The organism is Pseudonocardia kongjuensis (assembly GCF_039526905.1).
Classification (GTDB): Bacteria; Actinomycetota; Actinomycetes; order Mycobacteriales; family Pseudonocardiaceae; genus Pseudonocardia; species Pseudonocardia kongjuensis.
On sequence record NZ_BAAAJK010000011.1, the window covers coordinates 40,456 to 63,166 of the forward strand.

25 protein-coding genes are annotated in these 22,711 nt (G+C 75.7%); 12 read left to right on the forward strand and 13 right to left on the reverse strand.

Annotation, left to right across the window (positions count from 1 at the left end):
- Positions 1 to 12: 12 nt before the first annotated feature.
- Entirely contained in the window at positions 13 to 417 is a 405-nt protein-coding gene (locus tag ABD160_RS15360) for a hypothetical protein (protein WP_344022887.1), read from the reverse strand.
- Positions 418 to 627: 210 nt separating this feature from the next.
- On the opposite strand from ABD160_RS15360, the gene ABD160_RS15365 reads away from it, so the two are divergent.
- Positions 628 to 852 carry a hypothetical protein gene (locus tag ABD160_RS15365; RefSeq protein ID WP_344022889.1) on the forward strand — a complete coding sequence of 75 codons (225 nt, stop codon included), beginning with the start codon at positions 628 to 630 and terminating at the stop codon, positions 850 to 852.
- Between the two features lie 25 nt (positions 853 to 877).
- On the opposite strand, the gene ABD160_RS15370 is transcribed toward ABD160_RS15365, so the two are convergent.
- The 4 genes from ABD160_RS15370 to ABD160_RS15385 all read right to left on the reverse strand — a co-directional run bounded on the left by ABD160_RS15370 (position 878) and on the right by ABD160_RS15385 (position 5,328).
- Positions 878 to 1,324: a DUF7144 family membrane protein gene (locus ABD160_RS15370; protein WP_344022891.1), complete on the reverse strand. Its 447-nt coding sequence runs from the start codon at positions 1,322 to 1,324 to the stop codon at positions 878 to 880.
- 91 nt (positions 1,325 to 1,415) lie between these two features.
- On the reverse strand, positions 1,416 to 1,628 hold the full coding sequence (locus tag ABD160_RS15375) for a hypothetical protein (protein WP_344022893.1): 213 nt from the start codon (positions 1,626 to 1,628) through the stop codon (positions 1,416 to 1,418).
- Between the two features lie 85 nt (positions 1,629 to 1,713).
- Positions 1,714 to 4,284, reverse strand: coding sequence for a helix-turn-helix transcriptional regulator (locus ABD160_RS15380; protein ID WP_344022895.1), 2,571 nt, complete (start codon positions 4,282 to 4,284; stop codon positions 1,714 to 1,716).
- A 447-nt stretch (positions 4,285 to 4,731) separates the two neighbouring features.
- Positions 4,732 to 5,328, reverse strand: a complete 597-nt coding sequence (locus ABD160_RS15385) for a potassium channel family protein (RefSeq protein ID WP_344022897.1) — start codon at positions 5,326 to 5,328, stop codon at positions 4,732 to 4,734.
- 132 nt (positions 5,329 to 5,460) lie between these two features.
- Here ABD160_RS15385 and ABD160_RS15390 point away from each other — a divergent pair, with 132 nt between their 5' ends.
- From ABD160_RS15390 to ABD160_RS15425, 8 genes are all read left to right on the forward strand, one after another.
- Complete coding sequence (locus ABD160_RS15390) at positions 5,461 to 6,654, forward strand: AI-2E family transporter (RefSeq protein ID WP_344022899.1); 1,194 nt, start codon at positions 5,461 to 5,463, stop codon at positions 6,652 to 6,654.
- Positions 6,651 to 8,165, forward strand: coding sequence for an MFS transporter (locus ABD160_RS15395; RefSeq protein ID WP_344022901.1), 1,515 nt, complete (start codon positions 6,651 to 6,653; stop codon positions 8,163 to 8,165). Before ABD160_RS15390 ends, ABD160_RS15395 begins: the two co-directional genes overlap by 4 nt.
- A 120-nt stretch (positions 8,166 to 8,285) precedes the next feature.
- A complete protein-coding gene (locus ABD160_RS15400; protein ID WP_344022903.1) occupies positions 8,286 to 8,777 on the forward strand; it encodes a DUF1269 domain-containing protein in 492 nt (163 codons plus the stop codon).
- Between the two features lie 6 nt (positions 8,778 to 8,783).
- On the forward strand, positions 8,784 to 9,263 hold the full coding sequence (locus tag ABD160_RS15405; RefSeq protein ID WP_344022905.1) for a DUF1622 domain-containing protein: 480 nt from the start codon (positions 8,784 to 8,786) through the stop codon (positions 9,261 to 9,263).
- Positions 9,260 to 9,565, forward strand: coding sequence for an amphi-Trp domain-containing protein (locus ABD160_RS15410; RefSeq protein WP_344022907.1), 306 nt, complete (start codon positions 9,260 to 9,262; stop codon positions 9,563 to 9,565). Before ABD160_RS15405 ends, ABD160_RS15410 begins: the two co-directional genes overlap by 4 nt.
- Before the next feature lie 28 nt (positions 9,566 to 9,593).
- Positions 9,594 to 9,800: a hypothetical protein gene (locus tag ABD160_RS15415; protein ID WP_344022909.1), complete on the forward strand. Its 207-nt coding sequence runs from the start codon at positions 9,594 to 9,596 to the stop codon at positions 9,798 to 9,800.
- Between the two features lie 94 nt (positions 9,801 to 9,894).
- Complete coding sequence (locus tag ABD160_RS15420; RefSeq protein WP_344022910.1) at positions 9,895 to 10,398, forward strand: NUDIX domain-containing protein; 504 nt, start codon at positions 9,895 to 9,897, stop codon at positions 10,396 to 10,398.
- 19 nt (positions 10,399 to 10,417) lie between these two features.
- Complete coding sequence (locus tag ABD160_RS15425; protein ID WP_344022912.1) at positions 10,418 to 11,836, forward strand: DUF2252 domain-containing protein; 1,419 nt, start codon at positions 10,418 to 10,420, stop codon at positions 11,834 to 11,836.
- 1 nt (position 11,837) lies between these two features.
- Here ABD160_RS15425 and ABD160_RS15430 read toward each other — a convergent pair whose 3' ends face one another.
- The 3 genes from ABD160_RS15430 to ABD160_RS15440 form a co-directional block, all read right to left on the reverse strand.
- Positions 11,838 to 13,193 carry a diacylglycerol/lipid kinase family protein gene (locus ABD160_RS15430; RefSeq protein WP_344022914.1) on the reverse strand — a complete coding sequence of 452 codons (1,356 nt, stop codon included), beginning with the start codon at positions 13,191 to 13,193 and terminating at the stop codon, positions 11,838 to 11,840.
- A gap of 274 nt (positions 13,194 to 13,467) precedes the next feature.
- Positions 13,468 to 14,247 carry a FadR/GntR family transcriptional regulator gene (locus tag ABD160_RS15435; protein WP_344022916.1) on the reverse strand — a complete coding sequence of 260 codons (780 nt, stop codon included), beginning with the start codon at positions 14,245 to 14,247 and terminating at the stop codon, positions 13,468 to 13,470.
- Between the two features lie 77 nt (positions 14,248 to 14,324).
- Positions 14,325 to 15,875, reverse strand: coding sequence for a carboxyl transferase domain-containing protein (locus ABD160_RS15440; RefSeq protein WP_344022918.1), 1,551 nt, complete (start codon positions 15,873 to 15,875; stop codon positions 14,325 to 14,327).
- Between the two features lie 131 nt (positions 15,876 to 16,006).
- Between ABD160_RS15440 and ABD160_RS15445 the strand changes: the two genes are divergently transcribed.
- Both ABD160_RS15445 and ABD160_RS15450 read left to right on the forward strand, forming a co-directional pair.
- The gene (locus ABD160_RS15445) at positions 16,007 to 16,717 is read left to right on the forward strand and encodes a FadR/GntR family transcriptional regulator (RefSeq protein WP_344022920.1); all 711 of its coding nucleotides are present in this window, start codon (positions 16,007 to 16,009) and stop codon (positions 16,715 to 16,717) included.
- A gap of 121 nt (positions 16,718 to 16,838) precedes the next feature.
- Positions 16,839 to 17,006, forward strand: coding sequence for a hypothetical protein (locus ABD160_RS15450; protein ID WP_344022922.1), 168 nt, complete (start codon positions 16,839 to 16,841; stop codon positions 17,004 to 17,006).
- Positions 17,007 to 17,064: 58 nt separating this feature from the next.
- Here the strand turns inward: ABD160_RS15450 and ABD160_RS15455 are convergent, their stop codons facing one another.
- Positions 17,065 to 17,454, reverse strand: a complete 390-nt coding sequence (locus ABD160_RS15455) for a hypothetical protein (protein ID WP_344022924.1) — start codon at positions 17,452 to 17,454, stop codon at positions 17,065 to 17,067.
- A gap of 156 nt (positions 17,455 to 17,610) precedes the next feature.
- Here ABD160_RS15455 and ABD160_RS15460 point away from each other — a divergent pair, with 156 nt between their 5' ends.
- Positions 17,611 to 18,597 (forward strand): zinc-binding dehydrogenase, encoded by a 987-nt coding sequence (locus ABD160_RS15460; protein WP_344022926.1) that lies wholly within the window; start codon positions 17,611 to 17,613, stop codon positions 18,595 to 18,597.
- On the opposite strand, the gene ABD160_RS15465 is transcribed toward ABD160_RS15460, so the two are convergent.
- From ABD160_RS15465 to ABD160_RS15480, 4 genes are read right to left on the reverse strand one after another with little or no spacing between them, the layout of a single operon-like run.
- Positions 18,584 to 19,369, reverse strand: a complete 786-nt coding sequence (locus ABD160_RS15465; RefSeq protein ID WP_344022929.1) for a carbon-nitrogen hydrolase family protein — start codon at positions 19,367 to 19,369, stop codon at positions 18,584 to 18,586. The genes ABD160_RS15460 and ABD160_RS15465 overlap by 14 nt on opposite strands.
- Positions 19,369 to 21,033 carry a flavin monoamine oxidase family protein gene (locus ABD160_RS15470; protein WP_344022931.1) on the reverse strand — a complete coding sequence of 555 codons (1,665 nt, stop codon included), beginning with the start codon at positions 21,031 to 21,033 and terminating at the stop codon, positions 19,369 to 19,371. The genes ABD160_RS15465 and ABD160_RS15470 overlap by 1 nt, the downstream gene beginning before the upstream one ends.
- Positions 21,034 to 21,084: 51 nt before the next feature.
- Positions 21,085 to 21,918, reverse strand: coding sequence for an SDR family NAD(P)-dependent oxidoreductase (locus tag ABD160_RS15475; RefSeq protein ID WP_344022933.1), 834 nt, complete (start codon positions 21,916 to 21,918; stop codon positions 21,085 to 21,087).
- 38 nt (positions 21,919 to 21,956) lie between these two features.
- The gene (locus ABD160_RS15480; protein WP_344022936.1) at positions 21,957 to 22,643 is read right to left on the reverse strand and encodes a TetR/AcrR family transcriptional regulator; all 687 of its coding nucleotides are present in this window, start codon (positions 22,641 to 22,643) and stop codon (positions 21,957 to 21,959) included.
- Between the last annotated feature and the right edge of the window lie 68 nt (positions 22,644 to 22,711).

A 22,711-nucleotide genomic window follows, 5' to 3' on the forward strand; every position in this document is an offset into this window, starting at 1 on the left:
CGGGCTGCGGCCTCACGCCGCCTGCCGCACCACCCCGACGGCCCCGCGCAGGCCGACGCACCCCACGCAGCCGACACAGTCGACACAACCCGCGCAGCCCACGCAGTCGGTGCAGCGGACGCAGGCGGCGCAGCCGACGCAGCGGCGGCAGAACACGCAGGCGGCGCAGCCGACGCAGCCGAGCAGCCCGATGCCGAGGAACGTCAGCACGCTCCCGAGCACCGCGACACCCGCCGAGGTGGCGACGCTGCCGAGCACCCCGGCACTGCCCGCGGTCGCGACGCTGCCGACCACCCCGGTGCTCCCCGCGACGGCGACGCTCCCGGCGACGCCCGCGCTCCCGGCGACCGCGACGCCGCCCGCCACCCCGACGCTGTCGGTGACCCGCACGCCGGGCCGCTTCCTCGATACGAGCATCCCGCAACGGTGCCCGAACGGCGCCGGCCGCACAGCCGTCACCAGGGTGGTCTGCGGCGGATGGAGTCTTGACCCGGTCCCGTCCGTCCGAATAATTTGACTAGACGTTACGACAAATATCAACGACCTTGCGGTGCAGGACGCCGCGCCCCGGGTGAGGGGTCCCGGGGCGCGGCGTCCCGGCTCGTGACACCGGGGGGACCGGCGGCCGTGAACCGACGATGGCCCGACGAGCCCGCCGCCGGCGGGGACGGCGTCCCGGCCGGTCCCGGTCCGGGACCGGAGGCGCCCGGCGCGGTGCCGGGACCGACCGGCCCGGCCGGTCCCGATCCGGTGCCCGGGTTCGTGCCCGGGCCCGCGGCCGATCCCGAGCCCGCCGCCGGGTTGCTCGCCGCGCTGTGGGCGCGGTTCGTCGGCCAGAGCCGGTTCTCCTGAGCAGCCCGGCCCGCCGCACCGTGGATCATGCGTCCTGGGCACCCCGGGTGTAGGTGCAGAGCGCCGCGATCACGAAGACGTCCAGCACGATGATCAACAGCGACCACACCGGGTAGTAGGGGATGAAGACGAAGTTCGCGAGCATGCTCAGGATCGCGATCGTGATCCCGACCACCCGGCCCCAGGTCTGGCCGGTGAGCACCGCGGCACCGGCGAACCCGACCAGCAGCCCGAGGATCAGGTGCACCCAGCCCCAGGTCGTCAGGTCGAGGGCGAGGACGTAGCCGGGCGCGGTGATGTAGACCTCGTTGGAGAACAGCGCGACCAGCCCCTGGACGGCGCCGAACGCCCCGGCGATGACCATCATGATCCCGGCGAACACGGCGAGGCCGGACTGCCAGGGTGCCGGCCGGGGTCGCGGCGCCCGTGAGAGCCGGTCGGTGGGGGTGGGGTGCTGGGACACTGACGACATCGTTCCTCCCGGTCCGGTGAGCTGTGACGACCACGAGGGTCGTCGCCCGGCGCCGGTTCCTCCTCCCCCGCCGCGGGTGAGCCGGGACGGGTCAGTCCGGCAGGCGCTGCAGGGAGACGACCTCCAGCCCCATGCCGCTGCACAGCCGCAGCAGCTCGTAGAGGTCGGCCTGCTCGGGGAAGACGCCGTAGAGGGTCGTCTGCGGGGGCAGGGTCCGCATCTCCAGCTCGGAGAACGCCCGCCGGGCCGGTTCGGACAGATGCCCGCTGACACACACCTCGTACCGCGCCATCGCGATCGCCACCGTCCTCCCGTGTCCGGATCCGTTCCGGCAGGGTGCGCCCGGGACCGCGGCCCGTCATCGCCCGGACCGGATGAGCCGGGCCGGCTCAGCGGGGCCGGCTGCCGATCAGCCCGCGCTCGTGCGCCGCCGCGACCGCGAGCCGGCGGCTGCGCACGCCGAGCTTGGCGTAGATGGAGCGCACGTGGCTCTTCACGGTGTTCACCGAGACGGCGAGATCGACGGCGATGTCGTCGAGCGAGAGCAGCGACGGGAGCAGCTCGAGCACCGTGATCTCCCGGTTGCTGAGCATCGACGCCTGCCGGGTCCGGCCGAGCCCGGCCCGCAGCGCGCGCCGGGCCATCTCGTCGGCCGGCCCGAAGCCGCCGTCCTGGTGCACCAGCAGCTCGTGCACGCCCGGCTCGGCGACGGCGAACGGCCGGACCGTGTCCAGTGGTTCGGCCAGGGTGAGCGCGGTCTGCAGCGCGTGCCGGGCGGCGAACCGCTCGTCCGCACGCACCGCGAGCGAGGTCTCCAGCAGCCAGGCGTCCACCGCGGTCACCGGCAGCACGGTGTCCACCGTCCCGTCCAGGACCGGCCGCACCAGCGCCCTGGCCCGGTCCCGGTGCTGCCCGGCGGACTCCGCCCAGGCGCGCATCGTCAGCAGCTCGCCGCACTCGCCGGTGCGCTCCGCCGACCACGCCAACGCGCTCTGGGCGGCGGAGGCGTGGCCGAGCAGCAGCGCCTGCCGGCACTCCAGCATCGCCAGCGCGGCGGCCGGCTCGGCGCCGATCGCCCGGTCGCCGAACTCGGTGCGCGCCCGCTGCAGCTCGGCCAGTCCGCGGGCGCGGTCGCCGAGATCGAAGAGGGCGGATCCGTGCACCGCCCGCAACACGTACCAGACCTGCGGTGACGCCGCGGCCGGTCCGGCCGCGATGCCGGCCGCGGCGATCCGCTGCGCCTCCGCGCAGGCGCAGCGGGCGAGCTCGGTGTAGGCCAGCATCGCCCGCGCGGTGGCCGTCAGCGGCGTGCCGTCCCAGCCGTGGTCGTCGGCGAGGGCCAGCGCGGAGCCGCACAGCGACCGGGTCGTGCGCAGGTCACCGGTCTCGATCGCGACGACGCCGAGCAGCGACAGCGACACCGCCTGCAGGTACTCGAAGCCGTGCCGGCGGCTCAGCGACAGGGCGACGTCGAACTCGGCCCGCGCCCGGTCCCGGTCGCGGCCGAGCAGCGCCCGGCCGCGGCCGAGCCGGGCCAGCGCGGCGGCGCCCGGCTCGGTGGGCAGCGGGGCGCCGGTACCGGACGGGCCGGGCCGGCCGGCGAACAGCTCGGCCACGGTGCGGAGCGCGGCGAGATCGGCGGGATCGCCGTGGCCCGGTGGGCGGCGCCGGGCGGTGTCCAGGTCGTCCCGGGCGGCGTCGGCCTCGCCCGCCTCGAGATGGCCGAGCGCGGAGATCAGGCCGAGCCGGTGGTCGTCGGCGACGGTGTCCGGGCCGAGCCGCGCCAGCGCGTCGCGCACCGCGCGGTGCTCCCCGGCGAGCAGCAGCGGGACGGCGAGCCGGTGCAGCATGCCGGTCAGCAGGGCGTCGTCGCCGGCCCGCGCGGCGTGCTCCAGCGCGGGCACCGGCCGGCCCCGGTCCGCCCACCAGCGGGCGGCGACCGCGTGCAGGTCGGCGACCCGGCGGCCGCCCTGCCGTTCCAGGTCGGCGCGCAGGTGGGTGTGCAGCAGCTCCTGCACCCGGTAGGTGCCGGGTTCCGTCCCGATCGAGGTGAGCAGCGAGGTGCGGCGTTCGAGCTGGTCGAGGAGCCCGCCCGCCTCGTCCAGGCCGGAGAGCTCGACGGCGAGCCCGGTCGGCACCGGGTTGCTGATGCTGATCACCCGCAGGAACTCGCGCCGGTCGGCGGGCAGGCCGGAGAGGATCTCGCCGACCAGGTAGTCGGCGACCGAGCGGTCGTCGCCGGAGAAGCGCTCGAGGAACGCGGTCCGGTCGGCAGCCGCCTCCAGGCCGAACGCGGCGAGCCGGAGTCCGGCCGCCCAGCCGCCGGTCCGGGTGTGCAGCGTGTCGACCTGGGCGGGGGTGAGACGCAGCCCGGACCGCTCGAGCAGGGCGGCGGCCTCGGCGGGGGTGAACGCGAGCTCGGCGGCGCGCAGCTCCTGCAGCCGTCCGCCGAGCCGCATCCGGGGGAGGGACAGCGGCGGATCGAACCGGCTCGCGAGCACGAGGTGCACCGATGCCGGCTTGATCCGGGTGAGGATCCGCAGGCCGTGCACGGCGTCGGGATCGACGAGCTCGTCGACGTCGTCGAGGACGAGCCGCAGCGGGCCCGGCAGCGCCGCCAGCGCGCCGGCGAACTCGGCGACGAGCTCGGGCAGCGCACCGGAGCGCCACTCCCACGGCGCCCGGAGCCGGCTGCCGGCCGGCACCGACGGGCAGCGGATCACCGCGGCCACGACCGAGGTCCACAACCGGCTGGGTGTGTTGTCGTCGCGGTCGATGCTCACCCAGGCGGTGTCGGTCGAGTCGTCGGCGGCGGCCCAGCCGGCGAGCAGCGACGTCTTGCCGTACCCGGCGGGGGCGCAGACCAGGGACAGGTCGGCCGTCGCACCCCGGGTCAGGCGCTCGGCCAGCGCCGCGCGGTCCACCGCCCCCGGCGGGGCCGGCGGAACGGTGATCTTCACGGAGGGGATCCGGACGGTCCCGGCCGGCCGCACGGCACGGCCTTCCGGTGGGTGCCCGACGACGTCGGGGTGCTGCTGGTTCAGATGCATGTCGGTGCCCGGTACGGCTCGGCGGCGGATGCGGTCCCACCGCCTCGGCCGGGCGTTCACCTCCCGATTCGGCGAGCACGCCGCGGTCGGCTCCCGGTGAGCGACCGTCGTTCGACGTGGTGCTCCGGCGCGGGGCCAGTACCGTGCGCTGTGCAATGGTCGGAACACAATCGTCAATGTTGTTGACTAACCGGACGGTGCAGGAGCCGATCCGGCCGTCGGATTCCGGCCGCCTGTGACGCTGCGGCGCAGTACATGTCGCGTGGCAGGGCGGTGCCGCTGGTGCGAATGCCGGACCGTTGCGCCGGTTGCTGTCCGGCGCTGGGTCGACCGGGCGACCGGTCCCCGCGACGTCGCTCACCGGTGCGGCCCGCGACCGGACGGACCACCGTCGCGCCCGGGATCGGCCGAGCGGGCCTCCCGGTCCTGCTCCGCCCGGTCGACCGCGCCGAGCAGCAACCGCACGACGAGCCCGATGACGAACAGGCCGAGGAGCATCTGGGTCATCACGAGCACCCGCGCCAGCTCGGTGACCGGCGTGATGTCGCCGAAACCGACGGTGGCGAACACGGTGACGGTGAAGTAGAGCGCGTCGGTCCGGGTGAGCGGCTCGCTGAAGCTCTCCGGCAGGGCGTGGGTGACGATGCAGTACGCGCCGGCGTAGATCACCAGGAACAGCGGGAAGCCGGTCGCGACGGCCCTGGCGGCGCGCAGCCGCGGGTACTCGGCCCCGATGACCGCCCGCACCTGGCGCGCCACCAGCCAGGCGTAGAGCGCCAGGGCACCCAGGAAGAGGGCCTCGGTGCGCAGGTTCAGCGGGCGGTCGAACGGCGCCGCGTAGTACACGGCCAGCAGGACCGTCACCGACGCCACCGAGCTCACTACCGCGACGACGACCGCCCGGCGTCGGGAGGTGGGGGTCGGCGTGGCCCGGGATGCGCTGTCGTCTCGCACGCTGCCGACCGAACAGCCCGCCCGCACCGCGGACGTCACCCGGGACGGGCGAAACCACCGCCGCAGGTGCCGCGGGGTTTGTCGCCCGTCGCGGGTGATGGCGGGGCAGCGGGGCCGTCCTAGCTTCGCGCCATGACGACCTCGGCAGCCGATCTCCCGGCCACCCCGCCGTCCGGTGCCGCGCCGGTGCCGGCCACGGCCGTTCCGTCACCCGCGACCGACGGTGCGGCCGCCCGCCGCGGCATCCCGCGGGCGCTCGTGATCCTGCTCGGGCTCGCCGCGGCGATCGTCGTCGCGGCCGGGCTGCAGGCGGTGGCCTGGCTGATCGGGCCCGCCTTCATGGCGCTGATCATCGTGATCAGCGTCGCCCCGGTGCAGGGCGCGCTGCGCCGGCACGGCTGGCCGGGCTGGGCGACGACGGTGGTCGTGGTGCTTCTGGTCTACGCGATCCTGATCGGGCTCGCCCTCGGGATCGTGTACTCGGTGGCCCGGCTGGCGACCGAGCTCCCGCAGTACGCGGCGGCGGCCAGCGGCCTGGTGAACCGGCTGACGGCCGGGCTGGCCGGGGCCGGTGTGGGGCCCGAACAGCTGCGCCAGGCCGCGTCGTCGCTCGATCTCGGGAAGCTCGCCGGGATCCTCGGCGCGCTGCTCGGCAGCGTCGCCGGGCTGGCGTCGAACCTGGTGTTCCTGCTGGCGCTGCTGCTGTTCCTCGGGGTCGAGGCGGGCGGGGCGGGCGACCGGGTCGCCTCGATCGCCGCCGACCGGCCGCACACCAGCGCCGCGCTGGAGCGCTTCGCCTCGGGCACCCGGCGGTACCTGCTGGTCACCACGGTGTTCGGGCTGATCGTCGCGGTGCTCGACTGGGTCGCCCTGCTGCTGCTGGGGATCCCGCTGGCGGCCACCTGGGGACTGCTGGCGTTCATCACCAACTACATCCCGAACATCGGCTTCGTGATCGGCGTGGTGCCACCGGCACTGCTCGGGCTGCTGGTCGGCGGCCCGCAGCTGATGCTGGTGGTGATCGTCGTCTTCTGCGGCATCAACTTCGTCGTCCAGTCGATCATCCAGCCGCGGTTCATCGGCGACGCGGTGGGGCTGTCGGTGACGGTCACGTTCCTGGCGCTGGTGTTCTGGGCCTGGCTGCTCGGCCCGCTCGGCGCGATCCTGGCGATCCCGCTGACGCTGCTGGCGAAGGCGCTGCTGGTCGATCTCGATCCGAAGGCCCGCTGGGCCGACGCGCTGCTGCGGTCGACCCCGAAGGGCACCCCCGCAGCGGGGGACCCGGCCGGCCCGGTCCCGGCGGGCGACGAGGGGGCGCGGGCATGACCGGCGACACCGGCCGCGGGGTGGGTGCGCCCACCGACGGCGGGATCCGGCCGGGCGCCGGCGTGCTCACCGCCGCCTGCGTGTCGACGCTGGTGGTGAACGCGAACACCTCCGCGGTGAGCATCCTGCTGCCCTCGATCAGCTCCGACCTGGACGTCCCGGTCGACGTGTTGCAGTGGGCGGTGACCGGATACCTGCTGGTCGGCGCCGCGGTGATCGTGACATCGGGCGCGCTCGGCGACGTGTTCGGGCGCCGCCGGATCTTCGTGGCCGGCCTGCTGCTGTTCGTGGTGTCCTGCGCGCTGATCGCGCTCGCCCGGGGCGGCACGCTGGTCGTGGTGGGGCGGCTGATCCAGGGGGCCGCCGGCGCCACCATCCTCGCCTGCGGGCTGAGCCTGCTCTCGGTCGCGTCGTCCGGGGCGGCGCAGATGCGCGCGGTGACGCTGTGGGGTGCGGCCGCGGCGGCGGGCGCGGCGGGCGGACCGGTGATCGGCGGCGTCCTCAACGAGCTGACCGGCTGGCAGGGGCTGTTCTGGATCGACGCGGTGGTGGCGGCCGCCTGCATCCCGCTGACCCTGCGGGCGGTCGCCGAGTCGCGGGACCCGAACCGGCCCCCGACGATCGACCTGGCGGGCACGGTGCTGATCGCCTGCGTGCTCGTGCCGTTCGTGTTCGCGATGACCGAGGGCCCCGGCTGGGGCTGGTTCTCGCTGCCGACCCTGCTGTGTCTGGGGCTGACGGTGCTGGCCGGGTTCGGCTTCGTCGCCGTGGAGCAGCGGGTGTCCTCGCCGCTGGTGGACCTGCGGCTGCTGCGCAACGTCGCGCTCGTCGCGTCCACCTGGGTGATCTTCGTCGGGGCCGGGGTGATCGCGGCGCTGAGCTTCCTGCTCAGCCTCTACTTCCAGGACCCGTCGACGCTCGGGTTCTCCAGCCTGACCGCGGGTCTGGCGATGCTGCCGCTGGCCGCGGTGGTGATCGTCCTGGCCCCGCTGGTCACCCCGCTGGCGCACCGCTTCGGCACCCGCAACGCCGTGCTCGGCGGGTTCGTCGTGCTCAGCACCGGATTCGCGCTGCTCGTCCTGGTCACCCCGTCCTGGCCCTACACCCGGTTCCTGATCCCGCTGCTGTGCATCGCCGCCGGGCTCTCGCTGACGAACGGGCCTGCGTCGTCGGTCGCCACCTCCTGCGTCACCGCCGAACAGGTCGGGCAGGCGTCCGGGATCTCCAACATGGCCCGCTACGTCGGCGGTGCGGTGATGACGGCGGTCGCCGCGGGCGTCTACGGGTCGGTGATCGCCGGCCGCACCGCGGACGGCGCCGACCGCGCCGACGCGCTGGCCGCCGGCTTCTCCGCCGCCGCCGTGGTGCTCACGGTCTTCTCGGCGGTCAGCATCGTGCTCGCGGTGTTCGCCGCGCACCGGCCGCCGCGCCCGCACGCCGTCGACTACGCGGCCGCGGCCGCGTCGACCTCGCACACCATCCCGGTGCCCGAGCTCGGCTCGACCCGCTGAGCGGCGGTTCCCCCGCCGGGGGTGATGCGCCGGGCACCGGCCGTCCGCAGAGTCCGGAGCCGTGGCCGCGTCGAACTGGTCGGCGGCCGCATCCATCCGGCGGACCGAACGGAGACGGGCATGGCGACCTTGACGGTATGGAAGTTCGACACGGCGGGCGGCGCGGACGGGGCGCTCCACCTGCTGCAGCGGTTGCAGAAGGAGGAGCTGCTCCGGATCGACGACGCGGCGTACGTGTACTGGACCGAGGGCCGGAAGAAGCCGAAGACCGAGCAGCTGCACAGCCTGGCCGGCGGCGGCGCGCTCGGCGGCGCCTTCTGGGGGCTGCTGTTCGGGTTGATCTTCTTCATCCCGCTGCTCGGGGCGGCCATCGGGGCCACCATGGGTGCGCTCGCCGGGTCGCTCTCCGACGTCGGGATCGACGACGACTTCATCCGCACGGTCCGCGACAACGTCACCCCGGGCACCTCGGCGCTGTTCGTGATGACCTCGAACGTCGTCGCGGACAAGGTGATCGACCAGTTCCGGGAGACCGGGGCGACGCTGCTGTCGACCAACCTCTCGGACGAGCAGGAGAGCCGGTTGCGCGCGGCGTTCGCCGAGGAGGCGTAACCGGGCGTGGCCGCGGTGACCGTCGCGACCGGGGCGATGGAGCTCGTCGCCGTCGCGTTCGAGGTGCTCGGCGCGGCGGTGCTGGTGGTGGGCCTGCTCGTCGCGGCGGCGGTCTCCGGCCGGGTCCGGTGGCGCACCGGATCCGGCCGGGCCGCGTACCGGACCCTGCGCGAGACCTTCGGCGGGGTGCTGCTGCTCGGCCTGGAGATCCTGGTCGCCGCCGACCTGGTCCGGACCGTCGCGGTCGAACCGACCCTGCAGAACGTCTCGGTGCTCGGGCTGATCGTGCTGATCCGGACCTTCCTGAGCTTCTCGCTGCAGATCGAGATCGACGGCGTCCCGCCCTGGCGGCGGGCACTGCCCGGCGGCGGCGCCCGCCAGGTCGCCGGCGCGCTCGCCCGGGCCGACGCCGCCGGGGGTTCACCCCGCGCGGGTGGTGCCCGGGCGGACGGGCCGGGCGAGACTTCCGGCGGAGCGGAACGGTGAGGAGCCCACCCGAGGAGAGCGCCGTGTCGGACGTCGAGTTCACCCACGAGGAGTCGCTGGACCGGGCGGCCGCCGCCGCGGTCCTGTCCGGGCTCGCCGCGGCGCTGGCCGACGGGGACGGGCACGTCGAGCTGCGGCTCGGCGGCGGCCGCGCGAAGCTCCGGGTGCCGGAGCGGATCCGGGCCGAGATCGAGGTCGAGGTCGAGCACGGCGAGGTCTCGCTGGAGCTGGAGATCAGCTGGACGCTCGACGCCCGGGCGGCGCGCCGCTCCCGCCAGCCCGCCGCACAGCAGGCGGACTGAGCCCGGCCCGAGGTGGAGGGAGGCCCGGATGCCGCGGACGACGTACCGGTTCCGGGTGGAGGGCGACCTGCCCGCGCACGCCGTCGACGAGTTCTGCGACATGCGCATCGAGGCCGTCCCGGCGAGCACCATCCTGGAGTGCACCGTGGTCGACGAGTCGCACCTGCGCGGGATCTTCGCGCTGATGCGGTCGCTCGGGCTCACGGTGGTGTCGGCCCGGCCGGTCCGCCGCTGATCCCCGGTTCATCCGTCCCGGAGGAGGTGCGCCCGCCCGCGGGCGCCGGATCCTCGGCGGGACGGAGGACAGGGCCCGGTGCGAGGAGGGTGGCGTGAGCAGATCGGTGACCGATCGGGAGCCGGCGGTCCGGCGGGTGTACTACCACGACCCGGCCGCGCCGCCGGCCACCGTCGTCGTCCCCGCGGTCGTCGTGGCCGTGCCGGGACCGGACGGCACCCTGCTGCTGGTGCGCCGCTGCGACAGCGGCGGCTGGGAGCTCCCGGGCGGCCGGGTCGACGTGGGGGAGTCCGCCGCCGCGGCCGCGGTCCGGGAGACGGCCGAGGAGTCCGGCGTGCTGGTGACCGTCACCGGGCTGATCGGCGTGCACTCCGATCCCGGCTACGTCGTCCGGTCCCCGGCCGGCGAGGTGCGCCAGCCGTTCGTCCTGCTCCTGCGCGGTCGCGAGGTCGGCGGGACGGTGCGGGCGGACCTGCACGAGACCAGCGACGCCCGGTGGTTCGCACCGGCCGGGATCGCCGGGTTGCCGGTGGAGCCCGCGGCGCGGGTGCTGATCGAGCACGCGCTGGCCGCCGGCCCCGAACCGCACATCCACTGACCGATCCGCTGGAGTCCCGATGACCACCACCCCGGTCCGATCCCCCGAGCCCGTGCGGGCGACCGTCGATCAGCGCGCCGCCCGCGGCCGCGCCGCGCGGGCCGACGCACCGCGCGGGGCGCACGGCGAGTTCGTCCCGGACCCGGCCCGGCCCGGCCCGGTCGACCTGCTCACCGCCCAGGACGCGGGCCGGCTGACCGAGCTGCTGCCGGTCCGGTACGGCCGGATGGCCGCCTCGCCGTTCTCCTTCTACCGGGGCGCGGCCGCGGTGATGGCCTGCGACCTCGCCGGGACGCCCGCGTCGGGGATCACGGTGCAGCTGTGCGGCGACGCGCACCTGTCGAACTTCGGCTTCTTCGCCTCACCGGAGCGACGCCTGGTGTTCGATCTCAACGACTTCGACGAGACGCTGCGCGGCCCGTGGGAGTGGGACGTGAAGCGGCTCGTCACCAGCGTGGAGATCGCCGCCCGGGAGCGCGGTCTGCGGAAGCGGGACCGGCGCGCGCTCGCCGGCACGGCCGCCCGCTCCTACCGGCTGGCGATGCGCCGGTTCGCCACGATGACCGATCTCGACGTCTGGTACTCCCGGCTGGAGGTCGAGCAGATCCGCATCCGCTACGCCCGCGAGCTGCGCGGGAGCGGCCGTCGGCTGGACCGCGGCATCGCCAGGGCGCACGGCCGGGACAACATGGGCGCGCTGCGCCGGTTCACCACGACCACCGCCGACGGGCTCCGGCTGACCGCGGCCCCGCCGCTGGTCGTCCCGCTGCGCGAGCTGCTCCCGGCCCGGGCGGTGGCCGACCAGGAGGCGCTGCTGCGCGGGTTCCTGCGCGACTACCGGGACTCGCTGCCGTCCGAGCGCCGGGTGCTGTTCGACGGATACCACCTGGTGGACATCGCCCGCAAGGTGGTCGGCGTCGGGAGCGTCGGGACCCGCTCCTGGATGCTGCTGCTGCTCGGCCGCGACGACCGGGATCCGCTGTTCCTGCAGGCGAAGGAGGCGGGGCCGTCGGTGCTCGAGGAGTACCTGGGGCCGGCGCCGCAGGACTCGCCGGGCCGCCGGGTGATCGAGGGCCAGCGGCTGATGCAGGCGGTCGGCGACATCTTCCTGGGCCGGCAGGAGCAGCTCGGGCTGGACGGCGTGCGGCGGGACTTCTACGTGCGCCAGCTGCGCGACTGGAAGGCGTCGGTCGAGGTCGAGGCGATGGTCCCGCAGGGCATGGCGGTCTACGCGGAGCTGTGCGGCTGGACGCTGGCCCGCGCGCACGCGCGCTCCGGCGACCGGGTCGCCGTCGCCGCCTATCTCGGCTCGGGCAGCGCGTTCGACCGGGCGATGGTCCGGTTCGCCCACCGCTACGCCGACCTGAACGACCGGGACCACCGGAGCCTGCTCGACGCCGTCCGGGACGGCCGGATCGAGGCGACGACCGGCGTGTGAGTCAGCGGGCCGGCCGGCCGCGGAGCACCCGGAACAGCGCGGTGACGCCGTCCCGCACCCCGGCCGGGGCGGCCGCGGCGGGTGCGGCGCCGGGCGCGTCCACCGGGGTCCGGACACGCAGCGCGCCCGGCAGCGACCGGAACCGCAGCGGCGGCGGCAGCTGCAGGGTCTCCCCGTCCACGGCGACGTCGAGCAGCGGATCGGCGGAGCGCACCTCGAACTCCGGGACGGTCCACGCCCGGTAGCCGCGGAACCCGTCCAGCCTGCCGCCCGCCTCGGCCGCGAGCAGGGTGGTCAGGTCCCGGGCGCGGTCGACGGTCACCGCGACGACGCCGAGCCGGCCGCCGTCGATCCGCTCCCGGGTGCCGAAGCCGTTCAGCCTGCTCAGCCGGTAGGCGCCGTTGGAGACGAGCAGGACGTCGCTGGTGTGCCGCAGCTCGCCGCCCGGGCCGGTGAAGCGCAGGTCCGGCCGGCGCGCGTCCGGACCCAGCAGGTCGGGCAGCATCGCGGCGGCCGTCGCCAGCTTCGCCTCGCGGTACGCCTCGGACCGCACGACGGCGGCGTACGCGCCGAGCGAGGCGTTGTTGACGAACACCCGGTCGCCGACCAGGGCGAGATCGATCCGCCGCTCGACGGCCGCGCCGAACGCGTCCAGCGCGGCGGGGACGTCGGCCCGGTCCAGGCCGAGATCGAGCGCGAAGTGGTTGCGGGTCCCGGCGGGCACGCAGACGAACGCGACGCCGTGCCGGTGGGCGACGTCGGCGACCAGCGCCTGCGAGCCGTCGCCGCCGGCCATCCCGAGCACGTCGGCGCCGCCGGCGACGGCCTGCTCGGCGAGCGCGCGCAGGTCGTCGCCGGGGCGCAGCAGCACCGGGCGGACGCCGATCCGGCGGGCCGCACCCATCAGGTCGTACCGGCCGACCTTCCCGCCGCCGGACCGCGGGTTCATCAGCAGCACCCCGGACCGGGCCGGGCCGACCGCCCGGGCCGCGGACGGCTCGGGTGCGAGGTCGCGGCCGATCGCGACCCGGGCCGCCGCGGTGGCGAGCGGGACCAGCACGACCACCGCGACCAGCCGCAGCACCGAACCGGCGAGCAGCAGCACCCCGACCGTCGACAGCAGCGCGGCCACGGCGACCACGGCGGCGACGGCCCGGCGGGCGCCGCGCCGGACCAGCGCGGTCCAGCCGGCGAGCACCGCGAGCACGACGAGCAGCACGCCGGCCACCATCGCGAGCGGATCGGTCAGCAGCGCGAGCACCACCAGCGCGGCGGCCGCGACCAGGGCGGCCAGTGCCAGCGCCGCGGCCAGCCGCCGCCGGGTCGAGGGGCGCGCGCCGGATGGTCCGTCCGGCATGGTCATCACACTCCGGCTGCTCGGGGACGGCGTGTGCCGACGATGGCCGCGGGACCGGCGGGTCGCATCACCCGCCCGGGATGACCTGCCGGGCCCGGCCGGGTGCGGGGGCGTGCGCTGGCCGCCGGGTGTTCGGACGCGGCCACGGGTGGCCGAGCAGGACCGGGGGCGCGGGCCGCGGGTGGCCGAGCAGGACCGCGGACGCGGGCCGCGGGTGGCCGAGCAGGACCGCGGACGCGGGCCGCGGGTGGCCGACCAGGACCGCGGGCGCGGGTCAGCCGTCGTCGGCGGGGCCGAGCGCGTCGAGGTGCAGCCGGGCCCGCTCGCTCATCCGGCCCAGCGCCGCACGCCCGGCCCGCGGGTCGCGGCCGCGGACCGACTCGACCATGTCCCGGTGGTCGGCGTGCGACCGGACGAGGTCGCCGCGGTCGGCGATCTCGGCCTCCAGCCGGTTCGCCATCAGCCGGCGCATCGGGCTGCGGATGGCGAGCATGTTCCGCAGCAGGATGCGGTTGTGCGCCGCCTCGGCGAGCACGATGTGGAACTCGCCGTCGGCGGCGAGGAAGCGCGGGATGTCCGTGCCGGCCTCGAACATCGCGTCGAGCAGCTCGTCGAGCCGGGTGAGCTGGGCGTCGGTGCGGCGCTGCGCGGCGAGATCGACGATCGCGGACTCGATGGCCTCGCGGGCCTCCACCATCTCGACGTACTCGGAGACGTCGGAGGCGCCGAGCGACCACGGGACGAACCGGCCGTCGTGCTCGACCTCCAGCACCACGGTGCCGACGCCCTGCCGGGTCTCCACCCAGCCGCGGGCCTGCAGGGTGCGGACGGCCTCCCGCACGGTGAGCATCGAGGTGCCGGTGTCCGCGGCGAACTCGCGCAGCGAGGGCAGCATCGTGCCGGCGGGCCAGACCCCGGTGACGATCTTCCTGGTCATCTGCTCGACGAGCTCGTCGACCACGCTGACCCGGCGGACGCCGGCCAGCCGGCCGTCCCGCTTCGGCGGTCCCGGGCGGCGGGACCGGCCGGTGGTGGTGCCTGCGGACGACGACATGGGGAAGACCCTAGGGCAGCCGCCGCCAAGATCACAGGCACGTTGAGAACGTGCCGGGGCCCGGGCCCCGGCCCGGCTCACCCGCCGATCGCCCCGGACCGGCTGCGGTGCAGCCCCTGGACCGTGCGCGCCACCGCGATCTCGTCCTCGATCACCCCGGCCAGCCGCCGGACGAACCGGATCGGCTCGTCCGCGGCATCCGGTACCTCCGCGACGATCCGGTCGACCGCGCCCAGCGCGGCCAGCTCGCCCGCCGTGACCTGCTGGGTCCCGGCGACCTCGACCGCCCGGTCCGGGGTGCCGTGCACGATCGCGCTCGCGCCCTCGGGCGGCAGCGGCGCGAGCCAGCCGTGCCCGGCCGCGAGCACCCGGTCCGCGGGGAGGAGGGCCAGCGCCACCCCGCCGGTGCCGCGGCCGAGCAGCACCGACACCGTCGGGACGGGCAATCGCGCCATGGTCGCGAGACAGCGGGCGATCTCCCCGGCCAGGCCGCCGTTCTCGGCGGCCGGACTCAGTTCCCCGCCGACGGTGTCGACCACCGTGACCAGCGGCAGCCGCAGCTCGCGGGCGAGCTGCATGCCGCGCTGCGCGACCCGCAGATCGGCCGGGCCGGGCGGGCGGCGGGCCGCCCGGTCCTGCCCGACCAGCACGCAGCCGGTGTCGCCGAGCCGGGCCAGGCACAGCACGGTGGCCGCGGCGATCTCGCCCGCGCCGGTCCCGTGCAGCTCGACGACGTCCCGGGCGTGGGCGAGCAGGTCCCGGACGCCGGGCCGGTCGTCCCGGCGGGTCGCCGTGATCGCGGTCCGGGCGTCGGCGGGGCGGACGCCCGCTGCATGGTCCGGGTCCGCTGCATGGTCCGGGTCCGCTGCCGGGGCCGGGGCCGGGGCCGGCCCGGGGGCCGTGGGGGTGCGGGGCGGCCGGGCGCCCCGCCCGGTGCAGCGCAGGATCCCGGCCACCCGGTCGCGCAGGCCCCCCGCGTCGACGACGCCGTCGACCAGGCCGTGCGCGTGCAGGTTCTCCGCGGTCTGCACGCCGGGCGGGAACGGCTCGCCGTGCAGCGCCCGGTGGACCTTCGGCCCGAGGAAGCCGATCAGCGCGCCCGGCTCGGCGAACACCAGGCTGCCGAGGGACCCCCAGGACGCGAACGCGCCGCCGGTCGTCGGATGACGCAGGTATCCGACGACCGGGAGGCCCGCCTCCCGGTGCGCGGCGATCCGGTCGGCGATGTCGACCATCGCCAGGAACGCGGCGTTGCCCTCCTGCATCCGGGTGCCGCCGGAGGCCGGGGAGAGCACCAGCGGCAGCGTCTCGGCGGTGGCCCGGGCGACGGCGCGGATCACCCGGTGGGCGGCGACGGTGCCGACCGAACCGGCGAGGAAGGCGAACTCGCTGCACACGACGGCGACCGGGTGGCCGTCGATCCGGCCCCGCCCGGTGATCACGGACTCGTCGGTCCCGGCAGCGCGGGCCGCGTCGTCGAGCTCGCGCCGGTGGTCCGGCCCGGTCCCGGCGGGCGGGGCCGCGGGGGAGTCCCACGGGTGGAACGAGCCGGGATCGAGCAGCGCGGTGAGCAGAGCGGCCGACCCGGGCGTCCGGGTGGCCGGGGACGGAACCGGTTGCGGTGGCATGCGACCCCCTCGGTCACGGGTCACCGGCGTCGCTGCGATCGCCACCCGGTGGCGCAGTGGACAGTCCAATACGTCCAGTGGACTATCCACTCGCGCTACGGTGGGTGTCAACGAGATGCGCGGAGGTACCGGTGCCCGCAGAGCCCCGACGTCCGGCGACGCTGCAGCCGCTCACCCGGCCGCGGCTCTACGAGCAGCTGGTCGAGCGGCTGCTGGAGCACGTCACCGAGCACCGGCTCGGCCCCGGCGACCGGCTGCCGCCGGAGCGCGAGCTGGCCGGCCGGCTCGGCGTCTCCCGCGCCTCGGTCGTGCAGGCGCTGGTCGCGCTGGAGGTGCAGGGCGTGATCGAGGTCCGGCACGGCGACGGCGCGGTGATCCGCGAGGTCCCCGCCGACCGCCAGGTGCTCGCCGCGGTCCGCGCCCGCGAGCACCGGCTCCGCGAGGTGATCGAGGCGCGCGAGGCCCTGGAGGTCCGGATCGCCGCGCTCGCCGCACAGCGGCGCACCGAGCAGGACCTGCGGCGGATCGACGAGTCACTGGCCGGCATGGCCGCCGACATCGCGGCGGGCGGCCGCGGCATCGCCGCCGACGAGGAGTTCCACGCCGCCGTCACCGCCGCCGCGCACTCCGGCCTGCTGGCGACCCTGATGGGCGAGATCGCCGGATTGATCCGGGAGTCCCGGATCGAGTCGCTCAGCCGGCCGGGCCGCCCGGCCGAGTCGCTGGCCGGGCACCGCGCGGTGCTGCTGGCGATCCGGGCCGGCGACCCGGTCGCGGCGTCGGCGGCGATGGGGGAGCACATCGCGGCGGTGTCGGACGTCGCGCTGGGCGAGGACGGGTAGCCGGGCTGCTGCTCGGCGAGCGGCCGGGCCTGGTGCTCGCCGCCGCGGCCCTGCTGCGTCCGGGGGCACCGGTGAACCGACCGGCGCCGGCGTGCGTAGCTCCGGGTGCGGGAGGTGCGCAGTGGCGGACGAGATCGACCTGGCCGAGCACGCGCGGCTGGTGGAGGAGATGCCGGTCCGGCTGACCGCGGCGGTCGCCGCCGGGGTGCTCGGTCCCGACGAGGCACACGAGCTGCTCCGGCGCGCCCGCACGGTGCTGCGGACCCGCACCGGGGACCAGCCGAAGTGATCAGTGCTTCGTGGAGGTCCGGTGCCACCAGTGGCACCGGACCCCCACCGGACGGCGATCAGCGCCCGGCGGCCGACTGCCATCCGGCGAACACCGCCACCACCACGGCCTGGGCCAGCAGGAACGCCGTACCGAGCGCGGTCGGCGCGGCCACCTGAACCAGCGCGACGCTCGCCACCACCCAGGCCACGTTCACCGCGACCACCGCCCACACCCCGCCGGGCGGGACCGGTCGTCGGGCGGCCAGCAGGAGCAGTCCGCCGGCGAAGAGCACCAGGAACGCCCCGGCCCCCACGAGCAGCGCGACCGGCAGCCCCAGCAGCGGTGCCAGCGGGACCGCCCCGGCGGCGGTGGCCGCGCCCAGGGCGCCGGACGCCAGCGCGTCGACCCGCAGGGCCGGCCGGATCGCGATGGCCGGGCGGGTGGTGGGGTGCGTGGTGGGGTTCATGGTCGCCTCCTGGACGTCGCCCGGGGTGCGTCCCCGGTGTCTGCGTCCACCATCGGCGGGCCCGCGCCCCGGGTCGATTACCTGCGAGGTCGTGCCCGCGACGCACCGGTTATGCTGGAATGCGGCCCCGTGAGCACCTCGGCGAGCACCCCTCCCATGACGGCGGCGACCCTGGCGGCGCCCGGCGTGCCGGTCGTCGGGTCGTTCCCGCGGCCGGTCCACGGGCCCGGCGAGCTGCTGGTCGAGATGCACTACTCGTCGGTGTGCGGCTCGGACGTGCACTCGGTGTTCGACGGCTTCCACCGGCCGGACATGCTGGGCCGGCCCGGGTACCCCGGCCACGAGGGCACCGGCGTCGTCGTCGGGCCGGAGGACGCGCCGCTGCCGCCCGGCACCCCGGTGCTCACCGTCCCGCCCGGGACGACCGGGCAGTGCTTCGCCGAGTACCAGGCGGTCCCGGCCGGTTACCTGGTCCCGCTCGCGCCCGGCACCGACCTGCGCCGCGCGGTCACCGCGCAGCAGCTCGGCACCACGCTGTTCGCGATGCGCCGGGTCGGCCGCCCGGACGGCGACGTGGCCGTCGTGATCGGGGCGGGCTCGGCGGGCGGCTACTTCGTGCAGCACCTGCGCCGGCTCGGGTACCCGGCCGTCGTCGTGACCGACCGGGACGCCGATCGGCTGGCCGTCGCCGCCCGGCTCGGGGCGACGCACACCGTGCAGGTGCCCGGCGGGAGCCCGGAGGAGCTGGTCGCCGATCTCACCGGCGGGCGCGGCGCGGACGTCGTCGTCGAGGCGGCGGGCTACGACGACTGCCGGGCCGCCGCGATCGGCATGGTGCGCTGGGCGGGCACCGTCTGCTTCTTCGGGTACCCGGAGCGCACCGAGCCGAGCGCGTTCCCGGCGCACCTGGCGTTCCAGCGCAACGTGACGATCGTCTGGCCGAGCGGCGCGCAGTACGAGCCGGGCCTGCGCTCGTTCCACGAGGCGCTCGAGCTCGTCGACGGCGGGCTGGTCGAGGTCGGCCAGTGCCTGGAGCGGGAGCTGCCGCTGGCCGAGACCCCGGCAGCGCTGGAGCTGGCCCGCCGGGCGGGCGACGGCGCGACGAAGATCGGTATCCGGATCGCGCCGGTCAGCGGCCGGTGAGGCGGCGGTAGAGCTCGGGCCGCCGGTCGGCGAGGAACGGGTTCTCCCGGCGCGACGCGGCCAGCGCCGTCCGGTCCAGCCGGGCGTGCAGCAGCTCCTCGCCGCGCCCGGCCCGGGCGACGTCGGCGCCGTCCGGACCGGCCACGCAGGACAGTCCGCCGTAGACCAGGCCGGCCTCGGCGCCGGTGAGGTTGGCGTAGCCGACGTAGATCTGGTTCTCGTACGCCCGGGCCGGGACGAGGGTGGCCGGCACCCGGTCGTAGCCGGTCATGTTCGCGGTCGGGACGAGCACCGCGTCCGCCCCGGCGAGCGCGAGATCGCGGACCGCCTCCGGGAACTCGACGTCGTAACAGATCAGCAGGCCCAGCCGCCAGCCGTCCAGCTCGACCACCGCGGGCCGGTCGGCACCCGGACTGAACTGCGCCCGGTCCAGCTCGCCGAACAGGTGCGTCTTGCGGTACCCGGCGAGCCGGGAGCCGTCCGGCCCGACCAGCGCGACGGCGTTGAACACCTGCCCGCCGTCGGACTCGGGATAGCCGTAGAGGACCGCCGTGCGGTGCCGCCGGGCCAGCGCGGCCACCGCGGCGGCCGACGGCCCGTCGGCCGGTTCGGCGAGCGCCCGCACCGCGTCGGCGCCGATCGCGTAGCCGGTCAGGAACATCTCCGGGGTGACGACGAGATCGGTGTCCGCCGCGGCGAACCCGTCGAGCCGGTGCAGGTTGCCCGGCACGTCCCGCGGCCCGGGGACGCACTGGGCGAGCGCGATCCGCATCAGTCGGGCAGGGCCGGCGGGGCGAGCTCGGCGAACCGGTCGCCGGGCCCCGGGTTGTCCGCGGGGCAGCTGCCGCCGAGGTGGTGCATGATCCCCCAGACGGCGTTGAGCGCGGTCTGCACGGCGCCCTCCGCCCAGGCCGGCGTCCACGACACGTCGTCGCCGGCCAGGAAGATCCCGCGCTCGGCCGGCGGCAGGTCGTCCTGCACGAACTGGCAGTACATCCGCCGGTTGTAGCGGTAGTGGCCGGGCAGTGCACCCTTGAACGCGCCGAGGCTGTGCGGGTCGGACTCCCAGGTCACGGTGATCGGGTCGCCGATGACGTGCCCGGCGATGTCGACGCCCGGGTAGATCTCGCGCAGCGCGCGCAGCGCCAGCTCGACCCGCTTCTCGACCGGGTACGGCAGCATCTTCAGCGAGTCGCTCATCCAGGTGTACGACAGGCAGATCACGCCGGGCCGGTCCGGGCCGTTGTCGAACAGGTAGGTGCTGCGGGTGAGCCGGTCGGTCAGCGTCATGCTCATGACGTCCCGGCCGGTCGCCGGATCGACGTCCCGCCAGAACGGCCGGTCGACCATCACGAACGTCTTCGTCGACTGCATGTAGCGGGTCCGGTCGATCGCCATCCACAGCTCCTGGCTGAACAGCGACTCGTCGGTCTCGATCTGGGTGGACAGCAGCCAGCCCTGGCAGGTCGCGAGGACGGCCGGGAAGTCGCGGACGCCGCCGTAGACGTCGGTGATCCGGATCGTGCCGTCGTCCACCCGGTGGATCCGGGCGACGCCCGGCCGGGTCCCGCCGCCGTGCAGCGACGACAGGCTGGTCCCGGCGGGCCAGTGCGCGATCCCGTCCGGGGCGCGCCGCCACAGGCCCTGCGGGACCTGCTCGACGCCGCCGACGACGAGCAGCTGGTCCTCGTCGCAGGCGGTCGTCACCACCCGCAGGATCTCCAGCATCGAGTTGGGGAAGTCCGAGTCCCAGCCGCCGGTGCCGAAGCCGACCTGCCCGAACGCCTCCCGGTGCGCGAAGCTCAGCTCGGCGAACGGCTTCGAGGTGGACACGAAGTCGTAGAACGTCCGGTCGTCCCACTGCGGCACCAGCTCGTCCCACAGCCGCTTCAGGGTCGCCGTGTCGCGGTTCCGGATGGCGTCCTGGATCGCCGAGAACCCGACGCGCTCCTCCAGCGCCGCCGCCCAGGCGTCGGCGACCTCGGTGAAGAACGGCGGCAGATCGGCCAGGGTGCGGCCGTAGTAGGTCCGTCCGTGCAGGTCGATCACGGTGCTGCCGGACGCCGGGGTCAGCGGGTTCGGGAACGGCTCGGTGCGCAGCCCGAGCAGGTCCACGTAGTGGTGGAACGCGGTCGACGAGCGCGGGAACCGCATGCCGCCCAGCTCGGCGACGATCCCGTCGGCGCCCTCGAACGGCTGCGACCGCAGCCGCCCGCCCAGGTGCGACGCCTCGTACACCACCGGCCGCAGTCCCAGCCGCATCAGCTCGTAGCCGGCGACCAGCCCGGCGATCCCGGCGCCGACCACGGCGACCTCGGTGCCGAGCCGGTCGGCCGGGATCCGGCCGAGCCCGGCGGGATGGGCGATCCAGTCGTCGAACGGGAACGGGAAGTCCGGACCGAAGGCGGTGACCGGAGGCTGCTGGCCGGGGCTCATCGGGCGGCTCCTGGGGGTCGGGCCGGGGACCGCCCGGCGGGGACGAGGGTCTCAGCTCCGCCGGGACCGGACGACCCCGGTGACGATCCGCTGGTAGGTGGTCGGCAGCAGCCGCACCATCGAGTCGATCGCCCAGGCGTCCGGTCCGATGAGGACCCGGCGCCGGTCGCGCAGCACGCCGTCCAGGATGGTCCGGGCGGCCCGGTCCGGCGTCGTCAGGAAGAGTGCCTCGAACTCCTTCGACGCGTCCTGCGGCGACCGCCCGGTGGCGTCGGCGACGCTGGGGTCCATCCGCGCGGCCCGCGCGATGTTGGTCTTGATCCCGCCCGGGTGCACGCAGGTCGCGGACACCCGGGACCCGGTCAGCTCCAGGTCCTGGCGCAGCGACTCGGTGAACCCGCGCACCGCGTACTTGCTGGCGTTGTAGCCGCTCATCAGCGGCTGGGCGGCGAGGCCGAACACACTGGACAGGTTCACCACGTGCCCGTCGCCGGACTCCTCCAGGTGCGGCAGGAACGCCTTGGTCCCGTACACCACGCCCCAGAAGTTGATGTCCATGATCCACCGGTAGTCGTCGAGCGACAGCCCGGTGACCGTCCCGGACAGGGCGACGCCGGCGTTGTTGACGAGCAGGTCGACCGCGCCGTGCTCGGCGACGACGGTGTCCGCCCAGGCGTACACGGCCTGCTCGTCGGCGACGTCGAGCCCGGTGGTGGTCACCCGGACCTGCGGCCCGGCGAGCGCGGCGGTCTCGGCGAGCCCGGCGGCGTCCCGGTCGGCGAGCGCGAGATGACAGCCCTGGCCGGACAGCCGCAGCGCGAGTGCGCGGCCGATCCCGGAGCCGGCCCCGGTGATCGCCGCGGTGCGGCCGGTGAACGTCTTCATGCCGGGAGCCTCTCCATCGGGGGTGCTGATCGCCGAGCCTAATCTGATGACGGCTGATTCCCCATTTGGGGGTGACCGGCGTCGCCCGGCCGGTGGGCCGCCCCCGCGCCGCCGACCAGGAAGCGGGCGAGCGCGTCGGCCACCCGCGCCCGGGGCGGGGTGAACCCGCGCGCCGTCCAGGTCATGACGACGTGGCTGATCCCGCCGATCAGTGCGTCGGCGGTGAGACCGTCGTCGTCGACGTCCAGCGCGGTCCCGGTGTGCTCGGCGGCCAGCGCCGCGAGCAGCCTGCCGAAGTCCGACTTCGTCCGCAGCGAGGTCCGCTCGACCCGCTCGCTCACCCCGAGCACCTCGAACCAGACGACCCTGGCCAGCCGCGGGTCGTCCTCGACGACGGCCAGGAACGCGTCCAGCCCGGTCCGGGCGAGGCCGAGCGGATCGGCCGGCCGGCGCCCCCCGGCCGGCACCGCCAGCGCCGCGGACACCGCCGCCCGCAGCCGGTCGACACACTGCGCGTGCACCGCGAGCAGCAGGTCCTCGGTGCCGTCGAAGCACTCGTAGAAGTAGCGGTCGGCGACCCGGGCCGCCCGGCAGATCCGGCGCACCGTCGCCGCCCGGTACCCCTCGGTGCCGAGCACCTGCAGGCCCGCGTCCAGCAGCCGGCGGCGCCGCTGCTCGGCGCGGTCGGCGGCCGACTCCCCGGCGTAGGTGCGGCCCGTGCTCACCCGGCCATTCCAGCACGGTCCTTGCGATGTCACCCACCTGCCGCGTAACGCACCCGCCCGATCGCTTC

Coding starts and splice junctions, on each gene's coding strand:
- ABD160_RS15390 (WP_344022899.1), top strand. CDS start 5,461: ATGACGACCTCGGCAGCCGATCTCCCGGCCACCCCGCCGTCCGGTGCC.
- ABD160_RS15460 (WP_344022926.1), top strand. CDS start 17,611: ATGACGGCGGCGACCCTGGCGGCGCCCGGCGTGCCGGTCGTCGGGTCG.
- ABD160_RS15465 (WP_344022929.1), bottom strand. CDS start 19,369: ATGCGGATCGCGCTCGCCCAGTGCGTCCCCGGGCCGCGGGACGTGCCG.
- ABD160_RS15475 (WP_344022933.1), bottom strand. CDS start 21,918: ATGAAGACGTTCACCGGCCGCACCGCGGCGATCACCGGGGCCGGCTCC.
- ABD160_RS15440 (WP_344022918.1), bottom strand. CDS start 15,875: ATGCCACCGCAACCGGTTCCGTCCCCGGCCACCCGGACGCCCGGGTCG.
- ABD160_RS15415 (WP_344022909.1), top strand. CDS start 9,594: ATGCCGCGGACGACGTACCGGTTCCGGGTGGAGGGCGACCTGCCCGCG.
- ABD160_RS15400 (WP_344022903.1), top strand. CDS start 8,286: ATGGCGACCTTGACGGTATGGAAGTTCGACACGGCGGGCGGCGCGGAC.
- ABD160_RS15360 (WP_344022887.1), bottom strand. CDS start 417: ATGCTCGTATCGAGGAAGCGGCCCGGCGTGCGGGTCACCGACAGCGTC.
- ABD160_RS15455 (WP_344022924.1), bottom strand. CDS start 17,454: ATGAACCCCACCACGCACCCCACCACCCGCCCGGCCATCGCGATCCGG.
- ABD160_RS15430 (WP_344022914.1), bottom strand. CDS start 13,193: ATGCCGGACGGACCATCCGGCGCGCGCCCCTCGACCCGGCGGCGGCTG.
- ABD160_RS15425 (WP_344022912.1), top strand. CDS start 10,418: ATGACCACCACCCCGGTCCGATCCCCCGAGCCCGTGCGGGCGACCGTC.
- ABD160_RS15435 (WP_344022916.1), bottom strand. CDS start 14,247: ATGTCGTCGTCCGCAGGCACCACCACCGGCCGGTCCCGCCGCCCGGGA.
- ABD160_RS15470 (WP_344022931.1), bottom strand. CDS start 21,033: ATGAGCCCCGGCCAGCAGCCTCCGGTCACCGCCTTCGGTCCGGACTTC.
- ABD160_RS15395 (WP_344022901.1), top strand. CDS start 6,651: ATGACCGGCGACACCGGCCGCGGGGTGGGTGCGCCCACCGACGGCGGG.
- ABD160_RS15370 (WP_344022891.1), bottom strand. CDS start 1,324: ATGTCGTCAGTGTCCCAGCACCCCACCCCCACCGACCGGCTCTCACGG.